Genomic DNA, 19153 nt, shown 5'->3' on the forward strand with positions numbered 1-19153 from the left:
CTTGATGCGCCCTTATTCATTCTTTATACCGGTAAATTGCTTTGTAAGATGTTTACGTAAAGCTATCGGTAGCTTTGATAGTACTTACACTTAAAATCTTGCATGGGATGGCAGCAAGAAGCGGGCATTTATAGGCGGCATGCCCACTGTAACCATCTGCTAGACTGATAAGCCGCTCAAAAGACCTAGACCTAAAATGAGTAACTCTTTTTTAGAACAATCTTTTTTAGAACAATCCTTGGCAGGCAAGACTTGCATTTCCTTGCCGTATTGCTTACCCAATGGCACGCATGTGCAGGTGATGGACGAAGGGGTGATTCGCTTCGAGCCTAAAGATCCAAGTGACAGGCAGCTGGATGTGGTGTTGAGCTGCGGTATTCATGGCAATGAAACGGCACCGATTGAGCTGCTTGATCAGATTATTAGCCAGATTCTGGAAGGTCAGCTCAGGGTGCGCGCACGGGTGTTGTGTGTATTTGGCAATGTAGAGGCGATGCGCCAAGGTGTGCGTTGCCTTGATCAGGATATGAACCGCCTGTTTTGCCGCTTGCCTGATGTAGGCGATGGCTTTGAGGCCCGCCGTGCAGCGATGCTGGAAATGCAGCTGATGCGGTTTTTTTCCAGATCGATTCAAGATGGCAAGCCACGCCTGCATTATGATTTGCACACGGCGATTCATGGCTCCCTCATTGAAAAATTTGCTATTTACCCTCTGCCACCGCATGGCCGCGATTTTGATCCCTTGCAAGTCGCCCGCTTAGCGTGCGCCGGTGTGGATGCGGTGCTTTTGCAATCCACGACTTCCACGACTTTCTCGTTTTTCTCCAGCCAGCATTGCGGTGCAGCGGCCTTTACGGTGGAGCTGGGCCGCGCTATGCCTTTTGGTCAGAACACTGCGGTTGATTTAAGCAAAATGAAGGCTTATCTAGAAGGCTTGATCAGTGGCGAGTTGCCTGATTGTGATGTAGTTCCTGCCCATCTCAGCTTGTTTAAAGTTTCGCGTGAGATTGTGAAGCAAAGCGAAGGCTTTGTTTTGCGCATTGATGCCCAAATGGATAATTTTGCACCGCTAGCGATCGGCACCCTTCTTGCGGAGGATGGCGATGTGCAATATGTGGTGAATGAAGCCAATGCACGGCTTATTTTCCCTAATCCTCATATAGATGTAGGGCAGCGGGCGGCGTTGGTGGTTGTGCCAGCGCAAGGCTATTCGCGTTAGATAGATCAGTCATTGAAAAAGGCGAAAAGCAGCATGCTTTTCGCCTTTTTTATGAATGTTAAACAGGCGTTGGTGTTTTGGCTTACTGGCTGCTTTGGCTTAGTTCTCTTAGTATAAGCAAATGTTAATATTCAAGAGGCGTTGCCAGCTATGCGTTTACTTCTCTCTATTAGCTTGCTGATTAGCACATCGGTATGGGCAGCTCCTCTACTTGAAGCGCAGAGCCCTGACCCGCAATTAGGTAGCGTGCTCTCTGCACAAAAGCCGCTGAGCGCAGCGGAGCTGCTTAAAGCCCCTAGGGCGGCTGGAATGTCCCGGCTGGGGGGCTACACCTACACCTATTTGCGCTGCTATTACCGCCTCGAAAACAATAGTGCCAAGCCCGCAACAAGCTATGCATGGGCAATAGACCCGAGTAGTGGCGCTTATTACAAGCTGTATGGCAACTGGTGGGCCGATGGTCAATTTCAGTGGAAAAACATGTTTTACACCGATGTAGCGCAAGCCACGATGAGCAGCGTATGCCGTAAAACATTGGATCAGCAGGGTGTGAAAACGCCACTTGCCTTAGTTGCAGCGGCTAATAACGCCTTATCGTTTAATGCCACGGTGTGGACCAACGATCAAGCCACCCAAAGCCACACAATTAGCAAAGTGATTGCCTTTGGCGATAGCTTGTCTGATACGCAAAATATGTATAACGCATCGATGTGGAAGCTACCCAATTCAAAAGCATGGTTTATTGGCCGCTTTAGTAATGACAAGGTTTGGGTGGAATACCTAGCCGAAAGTCTGAAATTGCCTTTATATAACTGGGCGATTGGTGGCTCTGCCGCCGATACGCATTTAGTGGTGCCGGGATTAATTCAGCAAGTGCAATCGTGGACAGAATATATGTCGCAAGCACCCGCCTATCGCCCGGAAAATACGCTATTTACCATGCTGATTGGTGGCAATGATTTATTAAACTATGGCCGCACGGTGGATCAGCTGATTGCCGGGCAAACCACAGCGCTTGATCAATTGATTGCGGCAGGCGGGCTTAATATTCTGCTGCTTAATCTGCCTAATATATCGCGCGTGCCCGTCTTTAAAATGCGTAATGACGCCAATAAAGTCGCCGCACAAGTGCTGGAATATAATCAGCGTTTAACGATGCTAGTGGCGGCATTACGCACCAAACATGGTAATCGTTTAAATATTCAGCTCTTTGATACCGGCGCTATGTTTGCCGATTTATTAGATCACCCTGCTAAATATAATGTTAAAAACACTACAAGCTCTTGCCTGGATATTAATTCCACCGCTAGTACCGTTTATCTACAATCCCACCAGCCCCGCAAAGAATGCACCAATCCCGATGAATTTGTTTTTTGGGACAATATGCACCCCACCACCAATACCCACCGCCTATTGGGTAAATTTACCCGTGATTTTGCAATGCAGCACTTTGTGAATTTACCCGTCAATTAATAATTTTTAGGTGTTATTTAAAACCGCCACATTATCGTGGCGGTTTTTTTATGTGCTGAGATTGTTGAATAAGAGGCGCGCTATGGCTGCTCTGCATTACATAAAGAATACGCTGCGTTCTTTATGTAGGGCAGGCGGTATTTCAATCCTATCAACTTAATCTGAATTCGTAGGTTGGGTTAGCAGGCCTTATTGCGTAACCCAACCTACAAAAGCATTATGTCTCGCTGGTTTTGCTTAAGTTTCTAGGACAGGGGCATTTGTGGGGGCAGAGCCACAAAAGGATAGGACTAGGTTTTATTTTCATGCAAAATTAGAAGGCTTAGCCTATATATTCTGAATTCCTATATTTTCTCGTTTAATTCAAGGCTACGTGTTATTGATGTTTGGGGCGCATTGACTCTGAATTGCAGTAAGCTCTTGTTCTAGTGCCTCTCGTATTGCGGCTATTTCATTAAGTGCACTCGATAGCTGAATTTGAATCCGATCGAGCTCCTCTGGTGGGGCTGAATTTAAATGATCTGAGATGGTTGAAAATAGTTCTGCATGATTGGATAGGTGCCGTGTTCTGTTTGTTTTGACGTTAATTTCATCTTCAAAAAGCTTCTGTCGTGACCCGTCATATTGCCCTTGGAGTACGGCTAAAGTTCGGTAGGCTCTGTGTAGCTCATTGCTACGAGCCGTGAAGTGTTTTGCTTCAATGATGATTGATGAGGCTGTTATACATATTTGGCGAAGTGCCAATCTATGTTCTGAATCGAGTGCTGTTTGTTGGGAAATAAGAGCTGATTTAGCAGAGCGATAGGCCGCTATTGTTGCAATAATACTGAGAAATAAACTCAGTCCTGTAGCTGTCACTGAGAATAGTTCTATGTTCGTCATAGCTTGGTCCCATTACTTATTATTGTGATAGCGTCCATTTTTATTTAATAAATTGATGTCGATTGTTTCTTCTGTATCTTCAATAATTTCCCATTCATTTGGATGAGATTCAATCATTTCTCGTGTTGCTTTCCCTTTGGCTTCGAGTCGTTCGTCAGTATTGATATTTGAGACGCGAAAGTTATAAACTTTGACTGTTTGCATGATGTTGTACCTCTGTGCTTTATAATCCATCACAAATTTTCCAGTAGATTATACAAGATAGTTGCTACCCGCTATTAAAGCCAATAGGGGTTACGCCTTTACCTATTCTAATAAAAAATGCGGCCTTATAAAGGCCGCATTTTTATACTAAAGAATTAAAACAAACATCAACCGCTGCATTAACTACAAACTGCAGCGGCCGGGTCTGTTTGCTTAGTAGGTGTAGAACATGCGTTGAATTTCTTTGCTGTCTTTGGTTTTAGTTAAGGCCAGCATCAGTAAGATGCGGGCTTTTTGTGGGGTGAGGGTGTCGGATACGGTGAAGTCGGTTTTGTCATCGTCATTTTCGCCGCCACGTACTGTTGGGCCATTGCCGGTGCGGGATGAGCGATTAATGTGGATGCCTTGTTGGCGCAGCTCGGTAAGACGTGCGCGAACGGCGGTAGATAGGCTGCCATCCCCTGTGCCCGCGTAAACAATACCTGCATCGCCCGCAGCGGCAAATGCATCAATGGCGAGCGTGTTGGCATTGGCCGTGCCGTAAGCGATATCCACTGCAGGCAGGGTTTCTAGGCGACTTACATCAAATTCGGTTTCGCTGGTATGTTTGCGGGTGCTGCTGCGATAAAACTTAGCTTGGCCCGATACCATATAACCTAGGCTACCCAGCTCTGGTGCTCTGAAGGTGTGCCCTGTAATGGTGTTGGTTTTAGTCACATCACGCGCGCCTTGGATTTCGTCATTCAAGGATACCAATACACCTTGGCCTACGGCTTCTTTGCTACCTGCTAGTGCAACTGCATTGTAAAGATTGATCGGGCCGTCTGCGCTAATGGCGGTGGCAGGGCGCATTGCGCCAACGATCACCACAGGTTTTTTGCTTTTCACAACCAGATTCAGAAAATAGGCGGTTTCTTCGATGGTATCGGTGCCGTGGGTAATCACTACGCCGTCTACATCGGATTTTTTCAGTACTTCATTGACGCGTTTGGCTAGCTTTAGCCAGTGCTCATTGTTCATGTTTTCGCTGGCAATCTGGAATACTTGCTCGCCTTTAACCTGTGCTACTTTTTGTAATTCTGGCACGGCTTCAATTAGGCGCTCTACGCCAATTTTGGCGGCGGTATAGCCAACGGTGGTGGTACTGGTGGCGCCAGTACCTGCGATAGTGCCACCTGTTGCAAGAATCATTACATTGGGGAGTTTATCTGCTGCATTGGCTGCGAAGGCTGCACAAATAAGAGTAAGGGTAAAACCCGTCTTAACACATTGAGTAAGCATGCTTTTCCTCCAAATTGGGGCGTAGTTTAATTAAACCGCGCTGGCCCATGATAAAAACTGCAATGTACAGAAGCAGATGATCTTGCTCTGGGTAATAACAGGAGTATATGGATGGAATGCCTAATGGGGAAATATATTATGCAGATTGTTTAAATTGTCTTTAATTTTCCTTGAAACTCCCGAATTGTTTTATAACCTTTTTCTTTCATGATCTTGGCTAGCTCTATGTTTAAGCGGACAAAAATCTCTGGGCCTTCTTCATAAAGCGCTGTGCCTACTTGTACAATGCCTGCGCCTGCTAATAAATGCATAAAGACATGTTCGCCAGTACTTACTCCGCCGCAGCCAATAATAGATTTTTTGGGGCAGCGTTGATAAAACGCATTGACATTGGCTAATGCAGTTGGTAGCACGTAATCGCCGCCAATTCCGCCAAAGCCCTCTTTGGGTTTGATCAGTACCGTTTCGCTATTAATATCAATCATCAGGCCATTGCCTATTGAATTAATGCAGGTAATAAAACTGACTTTTTCGTAGCGGTTTAATATCTCAGCCACTTCATCAAAATGAGCAATATCAAAATAGGGAGGTAGTTTAATCCCAAAGGGGCGCGAGTAAGCTGCGCTTATTTCAGCAAGGATGACATCGAGGGCTTCAAAATCATAAGCAATTTGTGCTTTGCCTGGTACATTGGGGCAGGATAAATTAAGCTCTAGAATAGCCGGAGTATAAGCATCCTGGATTTGTGCCACCATGGTTAAATTATCGTCTAGCGTTAATCCGGCAATAGAAAAAAATAAGGGCTTATTTTCATAATCATGCCGCTCTGCATAATCCAAATAATATTGGTGGCCTTCATTAGGCAGGCCCATTGAATTAATACTGCCCATTGCCAGTGTGTGATAGCGAGGCTCAGGGTTGCCATTCCGGCGTAATAGGGTGCAGCTTTTAGTCACCATTGCCCCCGCTTTACTTTCTGCAAGGGCATTGAGCTGATTGTTGACGTTGCACCAAACGCCGGAAGCGTTCATCAACGGCGATGTCAGGGGGCGCCCAAGGAAAAATGTTGAGAGGTCGAGCATGGTCGGCTTCCGCAGGAGTTTATGTCAGGGCCATCATAAAATAGTTGCTCAATACAGAGTGTGCGCGATATCAAGAAATGTGCTGGATTATATTTTTGTGTTGGTGTTTTTTAATATTTATATCTATTTGCTAAAAAATAAGTGCATGGCTGGATGGGGCTACAAATAGCGATTATGTAGTATGCATGTTTTCCGCGGCCTTTGCATTGTACTCAAGTTTGTTTGTTAATAAGGAGGTATGGATTTATGTCATTGAGATGTGGTGTTTGAAAAGAGGTATGGAAATAATTTGTAAGAATAAAGAGGGTTACTTGATCGCATAAAAAAAGAATGCCAGATAAGCAAATTATTAATTTCTATTAAGGTGCATGGCCTATCTCTTTAGGGGGAGCGTTTATGATGCTCTTTATCTTTTTATTCTGTGTTTATTTGAGCAATTAGTCGTGAGAAAAGCACTTTTTTACAAAAAGACCGTGTTTATGGCGCTAAGTAGCTGAAGTTGATTATGTGTGCCCAGCGAAGGGCTGGATACGGTTTAAGGAGCTGTGGGCATCCTCCGGTAAGCTATTTTGCTGGGCGATATCACTAAAACCAAGGTATTGAAGGCGCTAAAAAATGACCTTCGCATGCATGGTGGCCGCCCATCAAAATAAGGGGGAGCAAGGCTATAAATTGCCTTTACTCCCCTCTATTAGGCTACTTGTTGCCTGTTATCACTTGCATTGAGTACATCCCAATTGTTGCTTCAATGCATCGATTGCTGTTTTGTTGAAGTGCAATTGTGGATCAATAATCTCGGTTTCCTTATCGAAGTAAAGCGAGATAATCTGGTCGTGCGCTATAAAATTTGAAACGCGGAGGGCTAGCCGTGCATTGGCTTTTTGATAAGTAGGGCTTAACAGTTGGCGCTCTACTTCCCCGGCTGCGCTGAAATTAAATAGATAAGTTTTTGTAGTAATTCCTAGTGAACTTGTCTGCTCAACACTTTTGAAAGTGCCACTTGCCAGCTTTGTACCCGTATTCTTACACGCATTGTCTACGCTGAATGCTTCAACCGTGTTGCGCCCCAGTTTTAGTGCTACGCCTTCTTTTGCCATCGCATTAGGATAGATGCAGTGCATATCCTCGCTCCCTTCCTTGACCGCTAGGTTGTCCACCTGTAGCAATTTATTGGCGGGCAATAAGATACGGGTACGTAAGCCGACCGAACCAGATGGGAATTTAGCATCGCCTAAACTATCGCTGAGCTTGGCATGGCTGATAGGCAACAGACCGTTTTTAGCTTCACCAGTGCTAAAGACCAAGTTGTTTTTCATTAATGCTTGATTTAAATCGATTTCTTCAAGACGGAAGTGATAAGCCGCCCGATCTTTATCTGAATTATGTGTTAACCAGTTAGGTTTACCCCATTGATTAAATCGATTGGTCAGCATTGCATCATCTAGATAATCCAGTGCTCCTCCTCCCAACATGTGATCAAGAAAATCTGCCACGTAATTAGGGTGGGCAGACAGCACTTGGTGCAGAAAGACGGGTGAAATAGATGAGAGGCGGTTCGGTTTATGATCGTCTGTGATGACGCCTTGGGCGCTCATTTGAGTTTGGAGTGTGCTGATTTCGCCTAAGGTGCCTTGCGTGGTTTCCACATGCAGGCTGTACATATCCCCTTCTTGTAAGCGTTGGACGGTGCTACTTAGCACTTCTTTGGGAGGAAGTGCAGTTGTGTTTACTGTAGGTGTGGCTGGTGTAATTACTGCTGGAGGTGATGTTGTCACCGACGGCGTTGTGGGGGATGAGCTAGGTGTATTATCACCGCCCCCTCCACCACAGGCGGTTAATCCAAAGCATAAAGAGAAGCTAGTTATTGCAAAAAATTTTTTATTCAAAATATAACCTTTCAATCTTAAATTAATGCCAAGTATCATGTTCAGCATTTAAAAATAACACTCCACCTTTGTAAGTAGTGATGCAGGCAGAGTAATAATCACGAATTGTAATGTGATGGAAATAAATCACGGCTGTCATAATACAAGAACATGTCTCAAAAGATATATAGCGCCTTTGTGGTTTTATTTTTTGCGTATATACATTGTTTTACGTATTGTTTTTTATTTAAATGGCATGTCTTTTTGTACTGTTTCGTGTTTTAATTTCACCCATTTTCGCCACCTTTCATGCCAATATTTCACGAGGCTTTTGGGTAAGTAATCGATTGATTTTTATGTTGACGACATGCTTGCGGTGTCTTTCAGTATTTATTTGGCAGGAATTTAGGGAAATAGTAAGTACGGCTTATGCCTAAGCTCTTAGGTTATTAATTAGCAACTATTTTGATCGTGATTTGTTCAGAGTCCCTTTAGTAGGGTATTTGTTTTTTATCCCGTTTTTATTGGCGTGATTAGCCGCGTGCGGTAAAGGTGTTTTTTACAAAAATATCGAGCGCTAGGGTCTGTTGACGTTTCATTCACGGCTGGGTTGGTTGTAGTTTTGGGGCCGAACAAGGCAAAAGGCGCGACATGGTACGAGCACCATGAGTATCTTTTATCTTTGTTCGTCCCCAAAAATGTAGCCAACCCTCTGCGTGCGAGGGCTTTTTCTCGCTAGGACCGGGCCTGAGCCGGAAAACGACCATTCACTGCGTTATGCTGCTCGGAAATAACCAGTTATTGCCTTCGTCGCATGCCTTGTTCCTAGTCGTTTTCCGGCTCAGCGCAATTGTGAATGAAACATCAACAGATTTTAGATCGCTGAAGTGAAGCATGCTTTAGGCACACAGTGTGCGGTGTGCCGTGCCCGTGGCTGGCGGCTTATTTGTTTGGAAAAGCGCCGCTGCCATAGCGAAACCGCTGTATCGATGTATTGACCATACCTGCTACATTGTTGTGTTTTTCATACTCATTGCGCAGAAAGCTGGCGTCATCTCCCTTGATGATTAATTGATGAATATGCTCTAAAGCAGGTGTGCTGTTTAATGCGGCGGCATGGGGCTGGATGCGATTTAATGTGTTGCGGATATCTTCCCGTAAGCTACTTTGCTGGTAGGTTTTAGGGTGAACCATCGTGCCATCTAGGCCAAAGCGGCAGGCCTGAAAGCGGTTGTAATTGTAAACAAGGTAATCGTCTTCCTCCGGCGGCGCTTCGTATTGCTCAAGCAAATAGCGGCAAAGTGCTTGTAAGTAACACGCTAGGGCGGCTGCCCGTTCTACGGAAAGCGGCGTATCGCAAACGCGTAGTTCTATCGTGCCAAATTCTGGTTTGGGACGAATATCCCAGTAAAAATCTTTCATGCTTTTGATCACACCGGTTAACTCCATTTTTGCAAAATATTTTTGCTCGAAGTCTTCCCAGCGCAGCAAGAATGGCGCACGGCCACTTAAAGGAAAAGCAAATACAGAATTAAGCCGTGCCGAGTGAAAGAGCGTGTCGTTGCCCTGCACAAATGGCGAGGAGGCCGATAAGGCAATAAAATGGGGTACATAGCGGTTGAGCGCATGCAGCAGAAACATCGCCTCGTCGCCGCTGGTGCAGCCCACATGCACATGTTGTCCAAAAATAGTGAATTGCTTAGTTAGGTAGCCATAAAGCTCAGAAACTTCATTAAAGCGAGGTTTGTTGAATATGCGCCGATCAGACCAAAGCTGAAAAGGGTGTGTACCCCCGCCGCATACACCGATATTGAGCTTATCGCCTGCTTTCACCAGTGCATCGCGCATATTTTGCAGCTGTAAGAGCAGCTTTGGGTATTCTGTTTGAATATCGGTGGAAATCTCGATCATGCTTTCTGTGATTTCTGGCGTGACATTGCCGGGAAAAGGCTGGCGACTTAATAGCTCCAGTAAATCTGGGCTGGAGGCGGTTAAATCAAAATCACTGAGGCTGACCAGTTGTAATTCAAGCTCAACCCCAAGGCTGAGCGATTGCGAGGTACTAAAGGCTTCGAGTGGCATGGCGATTATTCCTTGTTTTTAGGGACTTCATGCGACCAGATCAAGGCCTGCTTGGTGATGATGGGGCCGAAGACTTCTAAAATCAGTGCCGCAGAGGCGAGTGGAATCAACTGATCGGCCAGATGAATGCCAAGGTGTCGGGTTTGCTCCAGCATCAGAATCACAAAGGCCGACATGGGCGTCATGGCGACGCCTAGCAGCATGCCTTTGCGCCAAGTAATCCCGCTAATACGCGCAAAGATGCTGATGCCGCACACCTTAGTCAGCATACGAGTGGCAATGATGGCCAAGCCTAAGCCCATGCCCGAGATGACATGTTGCCATTGCAAGGTAGAGGCAATAAAGACAAATAGCAGTACAGAAAGCAAATCACCTAATGCCCCAAAACCGCGTTGCAAAGGGTGAAATTCTAGGCGGCGATGGCGCACCATCAAGCCAAAGGTCAGGGTGGCCAGTACGGCAGAAAGCTTCAGGCTTTCGCTGAGCGCGACCAGCAGTACAAGGGCAATCACAAAAGCCAGGGTGTTGTCTTGATTTCGGCATTTAATGCCCCGCAGCAGGATGGGCATAATCAGCCCTAAGCATCCCCCTAACAAAGCTGATGCAGCTAAAACCAGCAAGCTGCTGGATGCGGCGTGCCAGAGGCTACCTGTGGTTTCAAACACCAGCAGCCCAACAACAATCTTAAAAACAAATACCGCTAGCACACAATTAAGGGCAGAAAGGTGCAATAAGCGCTCGCTGACTTGCCCGGCGCTACGCTGCTCGTTAATCACCCGCACAATGGCCGCAGGAGAAGTCGCCATAGAGAGCGATGCCAGCAGTAGGGCGTTGGTTGATGCCACGCCAAAGCCACGAGATATCGCATAAACCGCAGCAAAAGTGAGGGTGGCCTCGGTCAGGCAAGTGACGCCTATCCATGGGTTGTGGCTAAGCCAGCGCAAATTAATCCGATACCCTGCTTCAAATAAAATCAAACCAAACGCTACATTGCTCAGCAAGAGCACGCTGGTGGATTGCCCGATGGGTAGCAGGCCCGCTTGTGATGAGGCGAGTAAGAACCCCACAATGGCGTAGCTGCTGATGCGGGGTATTTTTGCCCAGCGATAGCCATATTCGCCTGCAAACCAAGCAATGAGTAAGCTGATCGGCCATGCGAGCTCAGATGAAATTACCGTTAGATCAAACATAGATAGGTCCTGTTTTTGCCGAAAGACGACGTAAAGAAAAGATCTTTACGATCAGGCGGCATTCGATGTTTAGTAACCGTAAAGTGAAGATGTGAGCTGATCGGGAAAATTTTTCAGCGTGCGTTGAAGACCGCTCAAGTGGGCCACGGGAGAAATGGCTGGCTAGTCGTGGAAGGTTGGTGCGTTAAATTGTATTGTTGTCAGTTAATTCTTTGTTTGTTGTCAGACTGGGCTTCTAATCTACATCAATCAATCCGGGGTGGATAGATGCTGCTCCCCTTTTGGGGCCTGTTTTATAAGGGTAAAAAGTCATGTTTTTTAATTTGAAAATAGGCTTGCTGCTTGTTTGTGAAATGGGGCTGATCGCGTGCAGGAGTATTTTGAGCTGTGCAATATGGCTGAGGGGGCTATATCGCATCAAAGATTGGGGGTGTTGGCGCTTGATTCACGGCGGTGTTGGCTGCAATTGTGAATCAAACGATAACAGACCCTAGGGGTTGACTTGGCTAATGGCCTTTTTTTCAGGAAAGAGTGCCGCAATACGGGCGTTTTCCGGAAGTGAAATTTGAAAATACTGCTGCAAAAGTTGGCGGTATTCTGCGTTGTTATTGATATGGTGAATTGTGCGGCGGCCATTTTTTGTTTGAATCACACAGCCATTTGAGATGGTATTGCGTCCCTCCAGCGTTGCGATTGAGCAAACCGATTTCTGTGTGAAATGAGAAGCAGGAGATGTTTGCTGGTAAACGCACATTTCTGCAAAATCACTAATTTCATAAGCATTTAGAGTGAATTGATATTGTGGCTTATATTCTTGATTGCTCTTTTTTTGCATCACAGTATAAAAATCATCGCTTTGCATAATTTGGTAGCTGGTATTTTCATTTTTTAGGCTATGGAAGGCTAAGGGTGTTTGAAATGAATCACCAAAGCCGACATCAGCAATAAATTGTTGATCATTTAGGGTAACAAGCAGCAATAAATGATCGAACTCTGGCCCATAGCTTTTGCCATTGAATACTTGAGCAGAGATAAGTTGAGTGCTAAAGCCAATGGATGAAAGTAGCGCAAAGAATAAATAATTTAGTTCATAACAAAACCCACCCCGTCTTTTTAAGATGACCTTAGTAAATAGGGCAGGAAGGCTTAAATCAATGGGGATATTTAAGTGAATATCTAAATTTTCAAAAGGAATATGCCGCATATGGGCTTGATGCAGGGTGGTGAGCGTAGCTAGATCTACGGCAATGCTGCCGGAATAATTGATTCGTCCCAGATATTGCTCGATTTCTTTATCGCTTAGCATCTGCTTATCCTTAGATTGATTCTCTATTAAAAAATGCAGCTATGCCTTTTGCTGAATGACGTCTATGTCGATGGGTTTCTTGAGGGCCGCGTTTGGCTTTTGAATGTGTAGGGTGAGCAATGCTAAAAAGTACGCGGGTAAGCCCTTTTCCTAGGATATTTATAATGTGCTTGTACAAGAGGCAATATCAGTAAATACAGTGTAAGTGTACGCCCGCCGGATGACATTCTGCTTAAAACTTAACTTAATAAGGGGGTGAAATAGGGGGTTTTTTGCACTGCAGCAACATAAGTGTTTTCCGCTGCCGTAAGACGGGCTAAAAAGTCTGATAATGTCACTACCCACCTTCAGCCGGAGATTTCAATGCTTACGCCACCGATGATTATGCCTTTCTTCCCACCTCATCGTATTTTGATGGGGCCAGGGCCATCCGATATTTATCCTTCTGTGCTGGCAGCGCTGTCTAAGCCGACGGTGGGCCATTTAGACCCGCTGTTTGTGGGCATGATGGACGAGATTAAAACGCTGCTGCAATACGCGTTTCAGACCAATAACTCAGTCACCATGGCGGTTTCAGCGCCTGGCTCAGCAGGAATGGAAGCGTGTTTTGTGAATCTGGTTGAGCCGGGTGAAACCGTTATCGTTTGCCGCAACGGCGTATTTGGTGAGCGTATGCGCCAAAATGTCGAGCGCCTAGGCGCGATTGCCGTGCTGGTGGACAACGCTTGGGGCGAGCCGGTTAATCCAAATCAGGTCGAGGATGCACTTAAAGCGCATCCGGAAGCCAAGTTTCTTGCCTTTGTGCATGCAGAAACCTCTACAGGCGCTTTGTCTGATGCCAAAACCCTCTGTGCGCTGGCTAAAAAATACGACTGCCTAACGATCGTGGACGCGGTGACTTCCCTCGGCGGCGTTGAGCTGCGTGTGGACGATTGGGGTATTGATGCGGTGTATTCGGGTAGCCAGAAATGCTTATCCTGCGTACCGGGCCTCTCGCCATTGTCTTTCTCTGATGCGGCCGTGGCTAAATTAAAGGCGCGCAAAACGCCGGTGCAAAGCTGGTTTTTAGATCAAAGCTTGGTGATGGGCTATTGGGGCGATGCCTCAGGCGGCGCAAAGCGCAGCTATCACCACACCGCGCCTGTGAATACGCTGTATGCCCTGCATGAGTCTTTGCGCTTGCTGGCGAATGAAGGCTTAGAAAAAGCATGGCAGCGCCACCGTGATATGCATCAGTTACTGCGCTATGGTCTGGAGTCTTTGGGCTTGGAGTTTGTCGTGGATGCCGCCTACCGCCTGCCTCAGCTCAATACCGTGCGCATTCCCGCAGGGGTTGACGATGCAGCGGTGCGTAAGGTGCTGCTGGAAGATTACAACCTTGAAATTGGTGCAGGCCTAGGCGTGCTGGCGGGTAAAGCATGGCGAGTCGGCCTGATGGGCTACGGCGCACGGCGCGAAAATATTGCCCTGTGTGTGCATGCTTTGACGACGGTGCTGCGCTAAGGATTGAATGATGTGGGTGGGTTTTACCCCGGCTATAAAAAACAATGCCGGCCCTATGCATAGGGTCGGCATTGTTTATGACTAAGCTTTTGGTGCTTCTGGCACTGCTTCAGATTCTAAATGCTTAGCATGCCAATGTTTGGCTACATTCAGCCCCAAGGCCTTAGGGTTGAATACCGGATCTTGCTTAAGGCTGAGCTGTTGTTCGTAATCTTTTAGCGTTGCCAATGCTGGTTTTTGCAGAGCTAAAATGGCGATGATATTAAGCCAGGCCATCAGCCCAACGCCCATATCCCCCAATCCCCAAGCCAGCTCTGCTGTGCGAATACAGCCGTAGAACGACACGGCGAGAATGGCTAGTTTTAAAACAAAAAATAGTCCGGCAGAAGGAATTTTGCGGGCTAAAAAGGCGATATTGGTTTCGGCAATATAGTAATAAGCCAAAATTGTGGTGAAGGCGAAAAAGAAGAGGGCGATGCCAACAAATATCGAGCCAAAGCCGGGCAGGGCTTGCTCTACCGCTGCCTGAGTAAAATCACTCCCCGCAGTCATGCCTGCTAAACCTGTGAAAATAGCCTGTCCATCGGGGGCCACCACATTGTATTTGCCGGTAATTAAAATCATAAAGGCGGTGGCAGAGCATACAAAGAGTGTGTCGATATACACCGAAAATGCTTGCACTAGGCCTTGTTGGGCTGGATGTTTGACTTCGGCCGCAGCGGCTGCATGCGGCCCTGTGCCTTGGCCTGCTTCATTTGAATAAATGCCGCGTTTTACACCCCATTGAATCGCTAAGCCCAGCATGGCACCCATACCCGCTTCAGTACCAAAGGCGGAACGAATAATCAGCATAAATACTTCGGGCAGCTGCTGGATATTGAGCAGAATCACCACAAAGGCAATCAAAATATAACCTAGCGCCATAAAGGGCACTACCACTTGCGCCACATTGGCAATGCGTTTTACCCCGCCAAAAATAATCATCCCAAGTAACAGCACCACGATCGCACCCGTGACTTCTGGGCTAAAGCCAAACGCAGTTTTTAAGCCCGCAGCAATCCCATTGGCTTGCACGCCTGGCATCAGTACCCCACACGCAACCACGGTGACACAGGCAAACAATATGGAATACCATTTCCAGCCCAAGCCTTTTTCAATGTAAAAAGCGGGGCCGCCTCTGTACTGGCCTTCGTGTTTTTCGTGATAAATTTGCCCAAGTACCGATTCGACGTAAGCGGTGCTTGCACCTAAGAAAGCCACGACCCACATCCAGAAAATAGCGCCCGGCCCGCCAAAAGAAATGGCAGTGGCAACCCCGGCAATATTACCTGTGCCCACACGTCCAGAAAGCGATAAAGACAGTGCTTGAAACGATGAAACACCCGCAGCAGACGCCTTGCCATTGAACATCAGGCGAATCATTTCACGGATATGGCGAATTTGCATAAAGCGGGTGCGGATCGAAAAATACAGTCCTACACCTAGGCATAAGTAAATAAGGGCAGGGCTCCAGACCCAGCTATTAATCGCATTAACCCATTCTTGCATGTGTTCTCCTGACGCACTTGGAATGCGAAATATGTCAAAGGGAGAAACATTGTTAAGCACAATGTGACATTTTGATTACTGGGGCCTTCCCCTAGGTAGTCAGGCATGCGGAAGGGTTATGTCAATGGCATGCAAAGAATACAGCTGGCATGAAAGGTACTAATTTTTACTAGCTGGGTGTTTTTTTGTCATAAATTTACGCTTAAATAGTAATAGTTCTTATTTTTATTTGAAAATTAGCATGGTAGTCTTACAAAACTGGGTGGGAGTTGATTCGGCCCGAAGCAGGGAAGGGTAGGGTGATATGGGTATGTTTATTTTCTTCATCTGGCTTTTGTTTGCATGAAATACCTAAAAGTAACAAATATCACTCATCCTCTCAAACAAAAATATTATTAGATCGATTTAATATTTTAAAGCATGGGAGTATTGTCTTATGGGTCAAAGGATAGTTAGAGTCATTAAAAAATTATCATCTGATTTAATCAGTGATCTTATTCATGATGAGATTGCTGCCGTGGTAATAGAATCCTATTATCCCGCGCATTTATGCGATTTATTAAGTAATAATATATTACGCAGCCAAGATATCGATCCCTATACCCACGAAGTGGTTGAGGATGACGCGCTACTGCAAAAGTATTTTGGTGTGGATCGTATTGGTATTCCTTTTAATAGTACTTACAATGTGGCTAATCCTGAAAAAATAAATGAATACTACCGCGAAGCCAGCGTACAAATTGAGCGCTTGCGTGCGTATTGCGAACACTTTTTATCACCCATTGATAAATTGCGTCTGGAATTAGATGAATTATTTATTCCCGGCGCTACGGTTGCCCATTTTCAGAATAAGAAAATGCTGGCGGGTATTGTGAGAATTAGCAAGGCGGAGCAATCTTATTTAAGCGCTTTAGAGCCACACTTTGATGCATTGCCACCTAAATATGCCGAATTAGATGCCCAGCTTGCCGCCAATATTTATTTAAAAGTGCCGGATGTGGGCGGGGAACTAGAAATATGGGATATCCCTGCTCTTACGCCTTTTACTCAGGCCCCGGAGCAATGGCGGGCAGTATTACCTGCTCCTATCAAAATAAAACCCAAACAAGGGGATCTGGTGATTTTTAACTGCCGTAAACCGCATGCAATTTGCGCGTTTTTGGGGGAAGACAGAATTACCACGCAAATGTTTATGGGCTATCAGCTGGAAAAACCACTCTTGCTTTGGAATTAGGGGCGATATGATGCAGCAAGACTTTGAACGGGCCTTGGCCGAGGTCAGCGAATGGATGAATGATTATCAGCAGAATGTCGCTGATTATCCAGTAATTGCCGCATTAAAAGGCGGTGATATTTTGCAGCAAATACCTGATTTTGCGCCCAAAGATGCAGAGCATTTCTCTGAAATTTTTGCCGATTTCAAAAAGATTATTGTGCCGGGTATTAGCCATTGGCAGCATCCGCAGTTTCTTGGGTATTTCCCTTCCAATACCAGCCCGCCTTCGGTACTAGCCGAAATGCTAGTGGCCAGCCTTGGCGTGCAATGCATGAGCTGGCTAACATCACCTGCCGCTACAGAGTTAGAAATCAGAATGATGGAGTGGCTGCGCGATTTATGGGGCTTGCCTGAGGCGTTTTCAGGAGTGATTCAGGATTCTGCATCCAGCTCTACCCTGATTGCGCTTTTGGTGGCCAGAGAGAAAGCGACGCAGTTTGAAATTAATCAAACGGGCGTGGCTGGGCATAAATTAAGCGCCTATTGCTCATCCGAGGCGCATACCTCAATTGAAAAAGCAATCAAGATTGCAGGTATAGGGCAGCAAAACCTAAGAAAAATCCCTGTCGATGAGCATCAGTCGATACGGATTGATCTCTTGCAAAAAGCCATTGCAGAGGATATCGAGCAAGGCTTTACGCCATTCTTTATGGTGGGTGCATTGGGTACGACAGGCAGCACTGCCGTTGATGACTTGGCAGCGATGGCCAAAATCGCCAAAGCGCGGCAGATTTGGTTTCATATCGACGCCGCCTACGCCGGATCGGCGCTGATGTTGCCTGAGGTGCGGCAATTGGCGGCAGGGTATACCGAGGCCGATAGCATGGTGGTGAATCCGCATAAATGGCTGCTATGCAATTTTGATTGCTCGGCGTTTTTTATTCGCGATAAAGAAAGTCTGCTCAAAACATTTACGCTGGGCCTGATTCCTGAATATTTAAAATCCCCTAATAGTACCGATCAAACTAATTTTATGAATTGGGGCGTGGGACTTGGGCGGCGATTCAGGGCATTGAAGCTTTGGTTTGTGATGCGTTGGTATGGCACAAATGGTTTAAGGGATTTGATTACTCATCATCTTGATTTAAGCGCCGAGCTAGAGCGCTGGGTAAGGGAAGACCCACGTTTTGAAGTTGTTGCCCAGCGGCACTTTAATCTGCTCTGCTTTCGTTTAAAAGCCAGTGACGAGATCAATCTGGAGCTGCTGCGCCGTATCAATGCCAGCGGCAAAGTGTTTATGACGCATACCAAAATCAACCACCAATTGGCCCTCAGGATGGTGATTGGCCAAACGGAGGTGAACCAGCAGCATGTATTAGAGGCTTGGCAGTTGGTTCAAAGCCTAGCAAAATATTTAGTGTAAATAGGAAAGAGGCTTTGCCTAGAACAAAGCCTTTTTATTGTTTTTTTGCTTCTTGCATAATGCGGTGATATTCGCCATTTTGTTTGATTTTTTTAAGACCTTTATTGAAAATATCGGCAATTTTTGCACCATTCGGTGTTTTTTTAGAAATCAATAAGTAAACGGGCTCTTCTGCGAAATTTTTTGGAAAGAAAGTAATTTTTTCTGCCTCTTTGGGGGGAAGCGTTGTAGAGATAATATATTTACCTAGGGTTTTATCTGCGGTAAATAAATCAATACGCTTTGCGATTAATTTTCTGATGTTGATCTCATCGCTTGGCGCTTCATCACATATAAATTGTTGTTTTTTTCTTGCCGTATCAAAGGCAAGACCATAGCTATAGCCCAAGCTCACACCCACTTTATATTTATTTAAGTGACTAAAATCCAGTTGTGTAATTTTATTTTCTTTTAAGTGGAAAAAGCCATACTGCACAACGTCAATCGGGTCGCTTAAAATAAATAGCTGCTCGCGCTCCGGTGTTTTAACCCAATAAGGTGTGAGGTCTGCTTCACCTTTTTTTACCATATTGTATGATCTTTTCCATGGGTAATAAGCAATAGAAACCATCACGTTTTCTTGTTTAAAAGCCGCTCTGATTATTTTGCTAATAAACCCTTCGTTTTGTAGGGATTTTGATAGATAGGGTTGGAACTCACCACTGGCAATCCGAACACGCAGCTCAGCCGATTGCGCGCTGATGCTAGAGAGTATAAGTAGCAAAAAGGCGATAAAATTATGCACAGCTAGCCCCTTCTTTTTAAAACAATATAGCAGTAATTTTTACCTGATTATGCCTCTTGTTCAAACTCATTATAAATATCGTAGGGCGGGTGAAA

Annotated in this window: 15 protein-coding genes; 5 read left to right on the top strand and 10 right to left on the bottom strand. The window is 45.8% G+C overall.

Going from position 1 to position 19153, the window contains the following annotated elements:
- Positions 1–196 precede the first annotated feature (196 nt).
- The gene (gene astE / locus ACFQNF_RS15820; protein WP_380188890.1) at positions 197–1219 is read left to right on the top strand and encodes a succinylglutamate desuccinylase; all 1023 of its coding nucleotides are present in this window, start codon (positions 197–199) and stop codon (positions 1217–1219) included.
- A 150-nt stretch (positions 1220–1369) separates the two neighbouring features.
- Positions 1370–2692 (top strand): SGNH/GDSL hydrolase family protein, encoded by a 1323-nt coding sequence (locus tag ACFQNF_RS15825; protein WP_380188891.1) that lies wholly within the window; start codon positions 1370–1372, stop codon positions 2690–2692.
- Positions 2693–3061: 369 nt separating this feature from the next.
- Here ACFQNF_RS15825 and ACFQNF_RS15830 read toward each other — a convergent pair whose 3' ends face one another.
- The 8 genes from ACFQNF_RS15830 to ACFQNF_RS15865 all read right to left on the bottom strand — a co-directional run bounded on the left by ACFQNF_RS15830 (position 3062) and on the right by ACFQNF_RS15865 (position 12584).
- Complete coding sequence (locus tag ACFQNF_RS15830; protein WP_380188892.1) at positions 3062–3574, bottom strand: hypothetical protein; 513 nt, start codon at positions 3572–3574, stop codon at positions 3062–3064.
- Between the two features lie 12 nt (positions 3575–3586).
- Positions 3587–3808 carry a hypothetical protein gene (locus ACFQNF_RS15835; protein ID WP_380188893.1) on the bottom strand — a complete coding sequence of 74 codons (222 nt, stop codon included), beginning with the start codon at positions 3806–3808 and terminating at the stop codon, positions 3587–3589.
- A gap of 183 nt (positions 3809–3991) precedes the next feature.
- On the bottom strand, positions 3992–5059 hold the full coding sequence (locus ACFQNF_RS15840; protein WP_380188894.1) for a type II asparaginase: 1068 nt from the start codon (positions 5057–5059) through the stop codon (positions 3992–3994).
- A gap of 149 nt (positions 5060–5208) precedes the next feature.
- On the bottom strand, positions 5209–6141 hold the full coding sequence (locus ACFQNF_RS15845) for a dihydroorotate oxidase (protein ID WP_380188895.1): 933 nt from the start codon (positions 6139–6141) through the stop codon (positions 5209–5211).
- A gap of 713 nt (positions 6142–6854) precedes the next feature.
- A complete protein-coding gene (locus tag ACFQNF_RS15850) occupies positions 6855–8075 on the bottom strand; it encodes a hypothetical protein (RefSeq protein ID WP_380188896.1) in 1221 nt (406 codons plus the stop codon).
- Positions 8076–8948: 873 nt separating this feature from the next.
- Positions 8949–10088: a YbdK family carboxylate-amine ligase gene (locus ACFQNF_RS15855; RefSeq protein ID WP_380188897.1), complete on the bottom strand. Its 1140-nt coding sequence runs from the start codon at positions 10086–10088 to the stop codon at positions 8949–8951.
- Positions 10089–10093: 5 nt separating this feature from the next.
- Complete coding sequence (locus ACFQNF_RS15860) at positions 10094–11278, bottom strand: cation:proton antiporter (protein WP_380188898.1); 1185 nt, start codon at positions 11276–11278, stop codon at positions 10094–10096.
- 490 nt (positions 11279–11768) lie between these two features.
- Entirely contained in the window at positions 11769–12584 is an 816-nt protein-coding gene (locus ACFQNF_RS15865) for an arylamine N-acetyltransferase family protein (RefSeq protein ID WP_380188899.1), read from the bottom strand.
- 363 nt (positions 12585–12947) lie between these two features.
- On the opposite strand from ACFQNF_RS15865, the gene ACFQNF_RS15870 reads away from it, so the two are divergent.
- Positions 12948–14087, top strand: coding sequence for a pyridoxal-phosphate-dependent aminotransferase family protein (locus tag ACFQNF_RS15870; protein WP_380188900.1), 1140 nt, complete (start codon positions 12948–12950; stop codon positions 14085–14087).
- Between the two features lie 81 nt (positions 14088–14168).
- On the opposite strand, the gene ACFQNF_RS15875 is transcribed toward ACFQNF_RS15870, so the two are convergent.
- A complete protein-coding gene (locus ACFQNF_RS15875; RefSeq protein ID WP_380188901.1) occupies positions 14169–15635 on the bottom strand; it encodes an alanine/glycine:cation symporter family protein in 1467 nt (488 codons plus the stop codon).
- 436 nt (positions 15636–16071) lie between these two features.
- Here ACFQNF_RS15875 and ACFQNF_RS15880 point away from each other — a divergent pair, with 436 nt between their 5' ends.
- Together ACFQNF_RS15880 and ACFQNF_RS15885 are read left to right on the top strand one after the other, a co-directional pair.
- Entirely contained in the window at positions 16072–16869 is a 798-nt protein-coding gene (locus tag ACFQNF_RS15880) for a 2OG-Fe(II) oxygenase (RefSeq protein ID WP_380188902.1), read from the top strand.
- Positions 16870–16876: 7 nt separating this feature from the next.
- The gene (locus tag ACFQNF_RS15885; protein WP_380188903.1) at positions 16877–18274 is read left to right on the top strand and encodes a pyridoxal phosphate-dependent decarboxylase family protein; all 1398 of its coding nucleotides are present in this window, start codon (positions 16877–16879) and stop codon (positions 18272–18274) included.
- A gap of 34 nt (positions 18275–18308) precedes the next feature.
- Here the strand turns inward: ACFQNF_RS15885 and ACFQNF_RS15890 are convergent, their stop codons facing one another.
- Positions 18309–19058: a substrate-binding periplasmic protein gene (locus ACFQNF_RS15890; protein ID WP_380188904.1), complete on the bottom strand. Its 750-nt coding sequence runs from the start codon at positions 19056–19058 to the stop codon at positions 18309–18311.
- Positions 19059–19153: the final 95 nt, after the last annotated feature.

This window comes from Iodobacter arcticus, assembly GCF_042664895.1.
GTDB lineage: Bacteria > Pseudomonadota > Gammaproteobacteria > Burkholderiales > Chitinibacteraceae > Iodobacter > Iodobacter arcticus.